This window comes from Azospirillum sp. UENF 211521 (genome assembly GCF_058780535.1).
In genome coordinates, this window is sequence record NZ_JBSNCF010000002.1 from 884753 (window position 1) to 897017 (window position 12265).

Here is a 12265-nt window from a genome sequence, read left to right on the forward strand (position 1 = left end):
TCAGACGTTGAGGTGGCGGCGCACCGCCAGGGCGGCCTGCAGGACGGCCCCGTGCGCGCGGTCGACCAGACGGGTTGCCGTGGCGAAGGAGTGGGGCAGCCCATCATAGACGGCGAGCCGGTGCGGAACCCCCGCCTCGGCCAGCCGCTCCGCCAGACGGAGCGTGTCATCGCGCAGGCAATCGAGGTCCGCGGCCAGCAGCAGCAGGGGCGGCAAGCCACGCAGGTCGGCGAGCAGCGGCGCCGCGCGCGGGTCGTCGGGGGAGGCGGCGCCGAGATACTGGTTCCAGTACCAGCGCATCCGCGCCGTCGTCAGCCCGTACCGCCCGTCGCCGAAACGGCGGTGCGACAGGGTGTCGAAGTCGTGGGCGAACATGCCGTAGAACAGCAGCCCAAAGGCCACCCGCGGTTCGCCCCGCCCGCGCGCGGCCAGGGCGAGGACGAGGGCGAGGTTTGCCCCCGCGGAATCGCCGCCGACCGCGATCCGCTCCGGATCGATCCCGTGCGATGCGCCGGCGGCGGCAACCCAGCGCAGGGCGGCCAGCGCCTCCCCGTGCTGGTGCGGAAAACGGCGCTCCGGCGCCAGGCTGTAGCGCACCGCGCAGACCACCGCGCCGCTGTGCCGGGCGAGCAGCCGCAGCAACCGGTCGTGGGTGTCCACGCTGTTCACGACGAAACCGCCGCCATGGAAATAGACCAGGACGGGCAGCCGCTCCGTCCCGCGGCCCGCCGGGCGGTAGAGCCGCAACGGCACAGGACCGGCGGGGCCGGCCACCGTCGCCTCCGTCACCTCCGCGGCCAGCGGCGTGGCGCCGTTCAGGAAGGCGTGATAGCGCTCCGCCGCCGCGCGGGCCGCGGCGAGCGGGAGGCTCAAAGGATCGGCGGGGGCGGCGCCGAGGCGGGCGGCCGCCTCGTTCATCGCGATCACCTGCGGGTCCAGGCGGTCCGCCGCGGGCCGCAAAATGCTGTCCGGCATGACATCCTCCTTCTCAACCGAAGCGACGGCGCACAGCCGCGCGGACCGGGAGCGGTGCCGGTCAACCGGATGGGACCTCCGGATGCCGGATGGAAATCAACACTGGACGTCATGATAGACACAAAAATCTATCATGGAAATAGGATTTATGAACATAAAATAACAATGTAAAAATGTTTTATTAAGCGGGGCTTTTCGTGAGGCGGCGGCGGGCGAGAGCGAGCGCGGCGTCCGCGCACTGGCTGCGCAGTTCGGGAACCGCGGTCATCTCCCAGAAGGGCGCGCGGCTGACCGGGCCAAGAGCGAAGAGACGGTCGGACACCGCCCCGCCCTCCCCGATCAGCGCCCCCTCCTCGGTGACGTCGAGGCCGAGACGCAGCGGGTCGGGCCGGGCCAACCCCTGTTGGAGCAGGGCGCGCATCAGCGGATGGCGGATGCGCCCGAAGTCGCATTCGGTGCCGGTCGCGTTGACGATGGCGCCGACCGTCCGCGTCCACTGTGCCTCGTCGGCACCCCGCGCGCGGATCGTCGCCTCCACCCCGTCGGGGGTCGCGGCCAGCGACTGGAGGCGGCCGGCGCGGACGGTCAGTTGCCCACTCGCCCGCAGGGCCTCGATGCGCGCGGCCACCTCCGGCGCCATGCGGTGGCGGTGCACCTCCCAATAGGGCCGGGCGTGGCGCAGGAAGCGCTGCCGCTCCTCCAGGGGCAGATGTTTCCAGATCAGCGGGTGGAAGGGCCGCAGGGAATCGAAGGCAGCACGCCAGTCCAGCCCCTCCTCCCGCGCGCGGCGGACGTCGGCCTTCAGGGCGATCAGCACGTCCAGCACCGTGCCGGGCAGCGTCTGGGGATGGACGAAGCTCTTGAAGGGCCGCGTCTCAAGATGGGTGGTGGGCAGCAGCCCGCGGCGCGACAGCGCCAGGATCGGGCCGCGGTGGCCCTGGTTCTCCAGGGACAGCACCACGTCGACCATCGTCAGTCCTGTGCCGAGGATCAGCACCGGCGCGTCCGGGTCGATGGCGGCGACGGCCTCGCGGTTCCAGGGGTCGCCGACGAAGCGGTCCGACGCGAAGACCTCCGGCGCCGGGATCGACGGCGGCGAGGGCGGAAAATGCCCGACGCACAGCACCGCCCGGTCCACCGCGAGGCTTGTCCCGTCGGCAAGGCTCAACCGGACGCCGCCATCCACCGCCGCATTGACGACCTCCGCCCGCACCGTGTCGAGCGTCACATGGGCGGGGGCCTCCGCCTGGGCCTCGCGCAGCACGTCCTGGATGTACGCGCCGTACAACCGGCGCGACACGAAGGCGTGGCCGCTGGGCGGCACGTCGCCGCCGAGGTCCTTCGCCCACAGCCAGCGCAGGAAGTGGCGCGGGTCGTCGGGATAGGCGCTCATGTTGTAGGCGCGCACGTTCAGCAGATGCGCCGCGCTGTCGGTGGAATAGGCCAGTCCGGTGCCCAGCGTGCCGGCGCGTTCGATCAGGTGGATGCGCGTCGGCTCCTCCGCCTTGCGCAGAAGGTGGGCCGCCAGGATACTGCCGGTGAAGCCGGCGCCGACGATGGCGATGCTGTGCGCGGTGTCGTGGGACGGCATGCTCGTCGTTCCTCTCCCTGTGTCCAGCACCCCGCGGGGCGCCCCCGAATTGCCATCATTAGAGCACCATGAATCCCTATTTAACAAGTTGGCTTTTGCCGTATCGCATGTGCTTTCATATGTCGTGCGCCAAAAACAACTCGTAGAATTTGTTGATTCCCCTCGACCAAAAGGACCCGAACCGCAGAATGACCATGGGCAAGCGTGCACCCTTCGTCGTCGGAATCACCGACCACATGATCCCCCCGCCGGACCTGGAGGCGGCGGTTCTCGACGGCTGTGCCGAGGTGGATTTCCTCGACACCCGCCGCGAGGAGGATCTGGACCCGGAGCGTCTGGCCCGGCTGGACGCGCTGCTGGTGTGGAGCACCCGCATCGGCCCGGCGACGGTGGCCAAGCTGCCGCGCTGCCGCGTCGTCGTGCGGTTCGGGGTCGGCTACGACAAGGTCGACGTGGCGGCGCTGGAGGCCGCCGGCATTCCCTTCTGCAACAACCCGGATTACGGGACGGAAGAGGTGGCCGACCACGCCGTATCCCTGCTGCTCTCCCTGCAGCGCCGCCTGTGGGAGCATGACGCCCGCGCCCGCGGCTACAGCACGACGTGGCAGGCCAACACGCTGACCCCGCTGCGGCGGTCCAGCGCGGCGACGGTCGGCGTCGTCGGCGTGGGGCGGATCGGCACCGCGGTGGTGAACCGGCTGAAGCCCTTCGGCTATCGCATCCTCGGCTACGATCCGCAGCAGCCCGCCGGGCATGAGAAGGCGGTCGGCTACCGGCGCGTCCGCCGGCTGGACGAGTTGCTGGCCGAATCCGACATCGTGACCTTCCATTGTCCGCTGACGCCGGAAACCCGCGGCCTGATCGACGCGGAGTTCCTGGCGAAGCTGAAGCCCGGAGCCCTGCTGGTCAACACGGCGCGCGGCGAGATGTTCGCCGGCCTCGACCCGCTGGAAGCGGCGCTGCGCAGCGGCCAAGTCGCCGCGGTGGGGACGGACGTGCTGCCGACCGAACCGCCCGCCCCTCACCCGCTGCTGGACGCGTGGCGCCGCCGGGAATCCTGGCTGGAAGGGCGGCTCGTGGTCACGCCGCACAACGCCTTCCATTCCGACGAGGCGGCGATCGAGATGCGCCGCAACGCCGCCGAGACCGCCCGGCTGTTCCTGGAGGACGGGGTTCTGCGCAACCGCATCCTGCCCTGACCTCAACCCGGTCAGGCCACCAGGAAGGCCGGAACGTCGAGGCCGAGCGCGCCCCCGATCCCATGCAGGGCGCGCACGGTGTCGGGGTCGAGCGTGATGCCGCGCTCCGCGGCCAGCGCCCGGCTCCGCCGCTCCGGCCCGCCGGGCACAAGCACGCCGTCACCGCCGGGTACCGGCGGGGTGTCCTGGATGTGGTCGAGCACCGCGTCGGTCAACGCCTGCCAGTTGCCATTCTCCGCGTCGCCCCCAGACTCGGCCACCCGCGCCGGGTCGATCAGGAAGGCCAGCGCGTTGTTCACCACCCGGCCCGGACGCAGGTTCTCCGGCAGGGCCGGCAGCCCGCCGGCCAGCGCCCCGGCGAGGATCTCGCAGGCGAGCGCCAGCCCGTAGCCCTTATGCCCGCCAAAGGGCAGGATGGCGCCGGTCGGATCGCGGAACATCACGCCGGGGTCGCGAGTTGGCGCCCCCCGCTCGTCGATCAGCAGGCCGTCGGCGAGCTCCTTGCCGGACGCGGCGGCGACGCGGCACTTGTTGGCCGCCACCGCGCTGGTCGCGAAGTCCAGCAGGAAAGGCGGATGGCCCGGTGTGGCGGGAACGGCGATGCAGATCGGGTTGGTGCCGAGCCGCGGCCGCCCGCCGCCATGGGGTGCGGCCAGCGGACGGCTGACCACGTTGACGAAGAAGACCCCGGTCGCGCCGGCCGCGATGCACTGCTCGCCGTAGGCGCCGACCCGCCCGATGTGATGGGCGTTGCGCAGGGCGAGCACACAGGCCCCGCCGGCCTTGGCCCGCGCGATGGCGAGGTCCGTCGCCTCCCGCGCGATCACCTGCCCGTAGCCGACATCGCCTTCGACCACCAGGAACGGCGCCTCGTCGCGGACGACGCGGGCGTGCCGGTTGGGTTGCAGATGACCCAGTTCCAGGCTCTTCGCGTAGACCGCGATCTGGCACACGCCGTGGCTGGCGTGGCCGGTGGCGTCGGAGTCCACGAGGTTGGCGGCGACGATGGCCGCCTCTTCCGGGCTGCTGCCGGACCGTTGCAGAATGGCGTCGAGCAGAGCCACCAGACGGTCCGTCGCGTAAGGACCATTCATCCTCAGAACACCGAGTAGTCGATGGGCTGGTGACGATCGAGCGTCCGGTGGACCGGCGGCAGCGGGTACTTCAGCCCGGTCGCGCAGTTGAACAGCACGGCGCGCTCGTCGCGGCCCACCCGCCCGTCGGCCAGCGCCTGCTTGTAGGCGGCGTAGGTGGCGGCGCCCTCCGGACACAGCAGGAAGCCCTCTTCCCGCGCCGCCTCGTCCAGGGCCGCCTGGATGGCCTCGTCCGGAACGGCGACGGCGAAGCCGCCGCTCTCCCGCACGGCGCGCAGGATCAGGAAGTCGCCGACCGCCTGCGGCACGCGGATGCCGGACGCGATGGTGTGGGCATCCTGCCAGCGCGGCGCGTGTTCCTCCCCCGCCTCGTAGGCGCGGACCATCGGGGCGCAGCCGGCGGCCTGCACGGCGACCATGCGCGGGCGCTTGGAACCGATGAAGCCGATGGCCTCCAGCTCGGCGAAGGCCTTCCACATGCCGATCAGCCCGGTGCCGCCGCCGGTCGGGTAGAAGATGACGTCCGGCACCTCCCAGCCGAGCTGCTCGGCCAGTTCCAGCCCCATGGTCTTCTTGCCCTCGATCCGGTAGGGCTCCTTCAGGGTGGAGACGTCGAACCAGCCGGCCTTGGCCTTGCCCTCTCCCACGATCTTGCCGCAGTCGTCGATCAGCCCGTTGATCCGGTAGACCGTGGCGCCCTGGAGTTCGATCTCCGAGACGTTGACCTCCGGCGTGTCCTCCGGGCAGAAGATCGTCGTTTTGATGCCCGCCCGCGTCGCGTAGGCGGCCAGCGCCGCGCCGGCGTTGCCGTTGGTTGGCATGGCCATGTGCTTGATGCCGAAGGCCTTCGCCATGGACACCGCCATGACCAGCCCGCGCGCCTTGAAGGAGCCGGTGGGCAGGCGTCCCTCGTCCTTCACCAGCAACTCGGCGGCCCCCAGCTTGGCGGCGAGCTTGGGCAGCGCGACCAGCGGGGTCACCGCCTCGCCCAGGCTGACGATGTCCTGCACCCGGCGCACCGGCAGCAGTTCGCGGTAGCGCCACAGATCCTGCGGGCGTTCGGCCAGCGCGTCCTTGGTCAGCGCGCCGCGCACCCCCTCCAGGTCGTAACGGACGAGCAGCGGCTTGCCCGCCTTGGACAGGTTGTGGACGGTGTCGGCCTCGTACCGCTCGCCGGTGTAGGCGCAGTCCAGATGCGTGACGAAGGTCGGGCGCTCGGTGGTCAGGTTGCTGTCGAAAGGCACGGATGGATTTCCTTGCTGAAGAATCCCCTCTCCCGCCCCGGGAGAGGGTGCCCGCGAAGCGGGCGGGTGAGGGTCGCGCAAGGATCGAACCACTGATCCTCGCCGATACCCTCACCCTCCCGCCGCGGAGCGGCGGGTCCCTCCCTCTCCCGGGGCGGGAGAGGGGATTTGGTTGCTATCGGACCATTCCCCACTTGCGGACGGTGTGGGTCTCGATCCAGCGGAAGACGACGTTCTCGACAACGAGGCCGATCAGGATGACGGTGACGAGCCCGGCGAACACCTTGTCGATGTACAGCTCGTTGCGGTTCTGGAAGATGAACCAGCCCAGCCCGCCCTTGCCCGACGAAACGCCGAACACCAGCTCCGCCGCGATCAGCGTCCGCCAGGCGAAGGCCCAGCCGACCTTCAGCCCGGTCAGGATCGCCGGAAAGGCCGCCGGAATCAGCATGGTGACGACGTAGCGGATGCCGCTCAGCCCGTAATTCCGCCCGGCCATGCGCAGCGTCTCCGACACCGAGGTGAAGCCGGCGTGGGTGTTCAGCGCCAGCGGCCACAGCACCGCGTGGACCAGCACGAAGGTCAGGCTGACCGCCCCCAGCCCGAACCACAGCATGGCGATGGGCAGCAGCGCGATGGCCGGTAAGGGGTTGAACATGGAGGTCAGGGTGGACAGCACGTCGTTGCCGATGCGCGTGGACACCGCGAAGCTGGTCAGCACCACCGCCAACACCACGGCGATGGCGTAGCCCTTCAGCAGGACCGACAGCGACACCCAGGCCATCGACAGCAGGTTCTCCCGCCAGATCGCCTCCCACAGCGCCGCGACGGTGGCGGTGAAGGTGGGGAACATCAGCGGGTTGTTCTGCCACGTCGCGGCGACCTGCCAGAGCAGCGCCACCGCGGCCAGAACGGCGAAGCGGCGGAGCGCGGTGATGTTGCCGATCCGCTCCCACAGGGACAGCGGGCGGGCCACGTCGCCGATCGGGCCGGTGGTGGCGACCGTCCGTTCATACTCCGGGCGGACGGGGGGCACGCGGCGGCCTTGCGGCGCCAGGGACAGGCCGGTCATGAGCGCGGCCCCTTCACCGTTTCCACCTCGTCGGCGAACAGCATGGTGTGGATGCGCTGGGCGGTGTCCTGGAACGCCGGGCTGCCCATCGCGACATGGTCGTAGCCGTCGCAGTTCAGCTCCGCCTTCACCTGGCCGGGATGCGGCGACAGCACCAGGATGCGCGAACCGACGACCAACGCCTCCTCAATGGAGTGGGTGACGAACAGCACGGTGAAGCGCAGATCGTCCCAGAGCTGGAGCAGCTCCTCCTGCATCTTGCGGCGGGTCAGCGCGTCGAGCGCGGCGAAGGGCTCATCCATCAGCAGGATGTCCGGCTCCATCGCCATGGCGCGGGCGATGGCGACGCGCTGCTTCATCCCGCCCGACAACATGTGCGGATGCACGTCGGCGAACTTGGACAGGTTCACCCGCGCGATGCAGTCCAGCGCCTTCTCCTCGGCCTCCCGGCGCGACGCCTTGCCGCTGGCGAGCAGTGGGAACATGACGTTCTGTTTCACCGTCTTCCAGGGCGGCAACTGGTCGAACTCCTGGAACACCATCATGCGGTCCGGCCCCGGCCCGGTCACCGCGCGCCCGTTCAGGCGGATGGCGCCCTCCACCGGCGGCAGGAAGCCGCCCACCGCCTTCAGAAGCGAGGACTTGCCGCAACCGGACGGCCCCAGCAGGACGTAGCGTTCCGCCTGGAACACCTGGAAGTCGACGCGGTAGGTCGCGGTCACCAGATGGCGGCGCGTCTTGTACTGGAGCGTCACGCCGGACACGTCCAGCAGCGGGCGTTCGGACACGCCGGCGGTGCCCACGCTCTCGGTGTCCACGCTGGCGGGATAGGTGAAGGCGTTCATCGGATCAGCTCCCGGTTTCGCCGTGCAGGTCTTCGAAGAACAGGTCCTTCCAGGAGGCCGGCTTGTTCTTCATGGCGCCGACCTTGTGCATGAAGTCGGCGAAAGCGCCGACGCGGGCGGGGGCCACGGTGAACTGGTTGTCCGGGTCGTCGAGGATGCTGACGACGAAGGCCTTGTCGAGGTCGCCCCGGTTCTGCGCCAGATAGATGTCCGCCGCCGCGGAATGGTCGGCGTTGATGACGTCCATCGCCTCCTTCAGCGCGCCGAGGAAGGCCTGATAGGTCTTGGGATTCTTTGCGCGGAAGGCTTCCTTCGCCCAGATCAGGTTGAAGGTGTGCGGCCCGCCCAGCACGTCGTAGGAGCTGAAGACCTTGTGGATCTTCGGGTCGCGAAGCTGCTGGTACTGGAACGGCGGCCCGGAGATGTGGCCGGTGATCTCCGACGATCCGGACAGCAAGGCGGCAGTGGCATCGGGGTGTGGCAGCGAGACGGTCAGCTTGTCGAGCGCGTCGAACTTGCCCTCCCCGAACTCCTTCTCCACGGCCATCTGGAGCACGCGGGCCTGGACGCCGACCTTCACCGCCGGCAGGGCGATCCTGTCCTTGTCGGTGAAGTCCTTGAGCGTCTTGACGTTGGGGTTGGTGGTCGTCAGGAACAGCGGCATGCTGTTCAGGGCGGCGATGGCCTTGACGTTGGCGTTGCCCTTGGTGCGGTCCCAGATGGTCAGCAGCGGACCGACGCCCGCCGAGCCGAGATCGATGCTGTCGGACAGCAGCGCGTCGTTCATCGCCGCCCCGCCGGAGAGCTGCACCCACTCCACGGTGACGTCGAGACCCAACTCCTTGCTGTGCTTCTCGATCAGCTTCTGGTGGCGCAGCACATGCAGCGGCAGATAGCCCAGCCCGTACTGTTCGGCGATCCGTATCCGGCCTTCCGCCGCCGCCGGACCGGCCAGCGCTGCGGCGGCGAGCCCCAGCCCGGCCAGGGCGCAAAGCGCGCGGCGGATGACACGTGCAGGCTTGACCATACGAACCTCCGATAAATTTTACCTAATCTCTAGTAGGAAAATGACATCATGATTCCACGAATGATTCAACTGGGAAAATCGGATATAATAACTATTTGATTATGTGAAATTCGCGTGTGCAAAGACGGGACCGGCATGGGGAACCGCGCCCCCACGCCGGTCCCGGCCAGACGATCAGGCGGCGATGCTCGGCTTGCGGCCGAGCACACGGGTCACGCTGGCGCGGCCGTCGACGCCGACCACCACATCGCCGGCCACCGTCGTCCGGCGGACGACGCGGGGTCGGCTGCCGTAGTCGTCGACGGCGCGGTGGATGGTGGCCCGGTTGTCCCAGATCGCCACGTCGCCCGGAGACCAGTGCCAGCGCACCGTGTTTTCGGGACGGGTGGCGTGGTCGGTGACGATGCCGATCAACCGGTTGGAGTCGGAGGTGCCGAATCCGATCAGCCGTTGCAGGAAATGCCCGACCAGCAGGGTGCGCTCACCGGTGACCGGATGGACGGAGACCAGCGGATGCTCCGTCTCGTAGACGGTCGAGGTGAAAACCTCGTTGAAGCGCTTCAGCCCGTCTTCGCGCACCGTCCCCCGGTCACCCGCGTAGTCGTACTGGTTGGTGTGGATCGCCCGCAGCTTGTCGGCCAGATCGCGCAACGGCTCCGGCAGTTCGGCGTAGGCCGCCGCCGTGTTGCCCCACAGCGTGTCGCCGCCGCGGTCCGGCAGCTCATGCGGGCGTAGGATGGTGATGCTGGGATAGGCGTCGAGGAAGGTGATGTCGGCGTGCCAGGAGCTGGCGCGCTCGCCGCGGGAGCCGTCCACGTCCAGGATGCCTTCGGTCCCGCTGAGCGACGGGACGGTCGGGTGACCGACCAGCCTGCCCCACAACCGCCCGAAGGCCTCCTGCCGGGCGTCGTCGAGGTGATGCTGGTCACGGACGAAGACCACCTTGTGCTCGTACACGGCGTCCTGGATCGCTTTCAGCACCGCCGGGTGCAGGTCGCCGGACAGGGCGACACCGCGCAGTTCGGCGCCGATGTTGCCGTTGATGGGCTTGATGTCGAAACCGCTGGGAAGGCTCATCGGACAGGCTCCTGTGGGAAGGGATGGACGGGCAGGCGGAGATGAAGGGCGGGGAGCGGCCGGCGTCAGGCCGCGTGGAACCAGGCGAGCAGCGCGACGGCGCCGAAGGCCAGCAGCACGAAGGCCCCCGACAGGGTGTGCAGACGCCCAAAGTCCAGCGGCGGATCGGTCTCGCCGGTGTCGGACATCAGCAGCCACAGCGCCATGGCCTCGGGAAACGGCAGGCAGATCAGTTCCACTGGCGGTTCACGGTCGCCGGGCATGGGTCAGCTCCCCGTTTCGTTGTGGAGAATTGGGAGGGTGTAGTCCTTCCACGAGGCCGGCTTGGTCTTGATCGAGCCGACGCGGTGCATGTAGTCGGCGATCACGCCGGTGTTCTGCGGGATCTGGGAGTAGCTGATGTGGGGGTTGTCGAGCAGCGCCACGACCTCGTCCCGGGTCAGCTTGCTGCGCTCTTCCGCCAGATAGATGCGGGCGGCCTCGGCCTTGTCGCGCTTGATCAGCGCGAATCCGTCGCCCATCGCCTTCACCACGGCGGCGGTGAGCTTCGGGTTCTCGTCGTAAAACTTCTGCGTGGTGTAGCTCAGCACCAGCGTCGCCTCGCCGATGACGTCGCGCGAATTCAGGATGCGGTGGACGTTTGGGTAGGCGAGCTGCTGCGACCCATAGGTCGGGGTGGTGATGTGGCCGGTGATTTCCGTCTTGCCGGAGACGAGCGCCGCCGTGGCATCCGGGGGGCTCAACGTCGTGGTCAGCGGCTCGAAGTCATAGTGATGGCCGGGCCCGAACTCCGTCTCCGCGGCGATTTGGAGAATGACCGAGTTGATGGAAACCTTCACCGCCGGCACTGCGATGCGGTCCTTGTCGGTCAGGTCGCGGATGCTGCGGACGTTCGGATTGTTGCTGTTGATCCAGTAAGCCGAGGAATCCAGCCCGGAGATCGCCTTCACACCGAGGCCGCCGCGCGTCTTGTCCCAGACGGTCAGCAGCGGCGCGATACCGGCGGAGACGATCTGCGCGCTTCCGCTCAGCAGCGCGTCGTTGGCGGCCACACCGCCGTTCAACACCAGCCAATTGACCTTGACCGGTCCGATGCCCTGCGCCTCGGCATGTTTCTCGATCAGCCCCTGATTCTTGGCGATCATCAACGGCAGGTAGCCCAGCCCGTACTGGATGGCGATGGTCAAATCCGTCGCCTCGGCCCGCGCGCCGCCCGCGGGGACAAGGGCTACGCCCGCCGCCAGGGTCAGGCCGAGAAAAGCCCGTCTTGCGGTGGAACCGATGCGTTTCGCATCCGCTGTCATTGAAGCCTCCCAAGAAAGCGCGCCGGAGTTGATCGACAACCCAATCACAGCAATTTTCTGAGGCTTCGTCAATTACAATCTACTTATCAAGTAGATTTTTACGAGATGATAATACAAAAAATTAATGCTTAATATCCATTCGGTTCGGCTTTGGCTGCTCCGCACGGCACAGGGCGGCCTTGTGTCTGTTGCGCTTTGAGCGAATGAAATTGGCGCGCTGGAGGGCGGAGCGGTGAGAAATCAAGGGGCTGGACAGCCCGAGTCCATCACGATGGCGGTTCGATGTGGGACCATTGCGTCGGCGTTGCTCATGGCGGCCTGCGCCAACCTCAGCCCACCGCCACAAGCCGCCCCGGAACCCGGCGCGGTGAGCGCGCTGAATTGGCTGAGTTCGAATCCGTGCAACCCGGTCGTGGCGTCATCCCTCGCCGGGGTGCGCATACCGGTGTCCGAGGTGCGTTATCTCGCTTACGGTCTGTATCGTGACATCCGGAGGGGCGAGATTGTCGGCTACGATGCGTGGATGGGGCTGAACAGCCAGCCGGGGGCCGTCGTGGTGCAACTCGATGCGCTTTGCGCACCCCAGCAGATCTATGCCCGCGGCGGCGCCCGGCTGCCAGATGCCCGGTGATCGACGTGGCGGGACAGGTGCCGGAGGAGTCAGGCGCTCCGGGGCGCGGACCGCAAGGTCCAGAAACGAAAACGCCCAAGCAACTGAGTTGCTTGGGCTGAATTCGTGGCGGAGGGGATGGGATTCGAACCCACGATAGGGGTTTGAGCCCCTATAACGGTTTAGCAAACCGCCGCCTTCAGCCTCTCGGCCACCCCTCCTACCGG

The 12265-nt window shown here is 68.4% G+C and carries 12 protein-coding genes and 1 tRNA gene; 2 read left to right on the forward strand and 11 right to left on the reverse strand.

Annotated features, from left to right (window positions below; translation table 11 throughout):
* A complete protein-coding gene (locus tag ACWPN5_RS20750; RefSeq protein WP_492297166.1) occupies positions 1-975 on the reverse strand; it encodes an alpha/beta hydrolase in 975 nt (324 codons plus the stop codon).
* Positions 976-1156: 181 nt separating this feature from the next.
* Positions 1157-2566, reverse strand: coding sequence for an FAD/NAD(P)-binding protein (locus ACWPN5_RS20755; RefSeq protein ID WP_492297168.1), 1410 nt, complete (start codon positions 2564-2566; stop codon positions 1157-1159).
* A 194-nt stretch (positions 2567-2760) separates the two neighbouring features.
* On the opposite strand from ACWPN5_RS20755, the gene ACWPN5_RS20760 reads away from it, so the two are divergent.
* Positions 2761-3765 (forward strand): C-terminal binding protein, encoded by a 1005-nt coding sequence (locus ACWPN5_RS20760; protein WP_145681159.1) that lies wholly within the window; start codon positions 2761-2763, stop codon positions 3763-3765.
* An 11-nt stretch (positions 3766-3776) separates the two neighbouring features.
* On the opposite strand, the gene ACWPN5_RS20765 is transcribed toward ACWPN5_RS20760, so the two are convergent.
* The 8 genes from ACWPN5_RS20765 to ACWPN5_RS20800 form a co-directional block, all read right to left on the reverse strand.
* Positions 3777-4859, reverse strand: coding sequence for a malate/lactate/ureidoglycolate dehydrogenase (locus ACWPN5_RS20765; RefSeq protein ID WP_492297169.1), 1083 nt, complete (start codon positions 4857-4859; stop codon positions 3777-3779).
* A gap of 2 nt (positions 4860-4861) precedes the next feature.
* Positions 4862-6103 (reverse strand): threonine synthase, encoded by a 1242-nt coding sequence (locus ACWPN5_RS20770; protein ID WP_492297170.1) that lies wholly within the window; start codon positions 6101-6103, stop codon positions 4862-4864.
* Positions 6104-6278: 175 nt separating this feature from the next.
* On the reverse strand, positions 6279-7175 hold the full coding sequence (locus ACWPN5_RS20775; protein WP_492297171.1) for an ABC transporter permease: 897 nt from the start codon (positions 7173-7175) through the stop codon (positions 6279-6281).
* On the reverse strand, positions 7172-8020 hold the full coding sequence (locus tag ACWPN5_RS20780; RefSeq protein ID WP_492297172.1) for an ABC transporter ATP-binding protein: 849 nt from the start codon (positions 8018-8020) through the stop codon (positions 7172-7174). Before ACWPN5_RS20780 ends, ACWPN5_RS20775 begins: the two co-directional genes overlap by 4 nt.
* A 4-nt stretch (positions 8021-8024) precedes the next feature.
* A complete protein-coding gene (locus ACWPN5_RS20785) occupies positions 8025-9047 on the reverse strand; it encodes an ABC transporter substrate-binding protein (RefSeq protein WP_492297173.1) in 1023 nt (340 codons plus the stop codon).
* Between the two features lie 174 nt (positions 9048-9221).
* On the reverse strand, positions 9222-10124 hold the full coding sequence (locus ACWPN5_RS20790; RefSeq protein ID WP_145680777.1) for a TauD/TfdA dioxygenase family protein: 903 nt from the start codon (positions 10122-10124) through the stop codon (positions 9222-9224).
* Between the two features lie 65 nt (positions 10125-10189).
* Complete coding sequence (locus ACWPN5_RS20795) at positions 10190-10387, reverse strand: hypothetical protein (RefSeq protein ID WP_145680778.1); 198 nt, start codon at positions 10385-10387, stop codon at positions 10190-10192.
* A gap of 3 nt (positions 10388-10390) precedes the next feature.
* Entirely contained in the window at positions 10391-11500 is a 1110-nt protein-coding gene (locus ACWPN5_RS20800) for an ABC transporter substrate-binding protein (protein WP_492297174.1), read from the reverse strand.
* Between the two features lie 295 nt (positions 11501-11795).
* Between ACWPN5_RS20800 and ACWPN5_RS20805 the strand changes: the two genes are divergently transcribed.
* The gene (locus ACWPN5_RS20805) at positions 11796-12059 is read left to right on the forward strand and encodes a hypothetical protein (RefSeq protein WP_492297175.1); all 264 of its coding nucleotides are present in this window, start codon (positions 11796-11798) and stop codon (positions 12057-12059) included.
* A 106-nt stretch (positions 12060-12165) separates the two neighbouring features.
* Here ACWPN5_RS20805 and ACWPN5_RS20810 read toward each other — a convergent pair.
* Positions 12166-12259: transfer RNA gene (locus tag ACWPN5_RS20810), tRNA-Ser, on the reverse strand.
* Between the last annotated feature and the right edge of the window lie 6 nt (positions 12260-12265).

What these genes read in the sequence shown, in the direction of transcription:
- ACWPN5_RS20785 (WP_492297173.1), bottom strand. Translation starts at nt 9,047, where the DNA reads ATGGTCAAGCCTGCACGTGTCATCCGCCGCGCGCTTTGCGCCCTGGCC.
- ACWPN5_RS20780 (WP_492297172.1), bottom strand. Translation starts at nt 8,020, where the DNA reads ATGAACGCCTTCACCTATCCCGCCAGCGTGGACACCGAGAGCGTGGGC.
- ACWPN5_RS20750 (WP_492297166.1), bottom strand. Translation starts at nt 975, where the DNA reads ATGCCGGACAGCATTTTGCGGCCCGCGGCGGACCGCCTGGACCCGCAG.
- ACWPN5_RS20790 (WP_145680777.1), bottom strand. Translation starts at nt 10,124, where the DNA reads ATGAGCCTTCCCAGCGGTTTCGACATCAAGCCCATCAACGGCAACATC.
- ACWPN5_RS20795 (WP_145680778.1), bottom strand. Translation starts at nt 10,387, where the DNA reads ATGCCCGGCGACCGTGAACCGCCAGTGGAACTGATCTGCCTGCCGTTT.
- ACWPN5_RS20765 (WP_492297169.1), bottom strand. Translation starts at nt 4,859, where the DNA reads ATGAATGGTCCTTACGCGACGGACCGTCTGGTGGCTCTGCTCGACGCC.
- ACWPN5_RS20775 (WP_492297171.1), bottom strand. Translation starts at nt 7,175, where the DNA reads ATGACCGGCCTGTCCCTGGCGCCGCAAGGCCGCCGCGTGCCCCCCGTC.
- ACWPN5_RS20755 (WP_492297168.1), bottom strand. Translation starts at nt 2,566, where the DNA reads ATGCCGTCCCACGACACCGCGCACAGCATCGCCATCGTCGGCGCCGGC.
- ACWPN5_RS20760 (WP_145681159.1), top strand. Translation starts at nt 2,761, where the DNA reads ATGGGCAAGCGTGCACCCTTCGTCGTCGGAATCACCGACCACATGATC.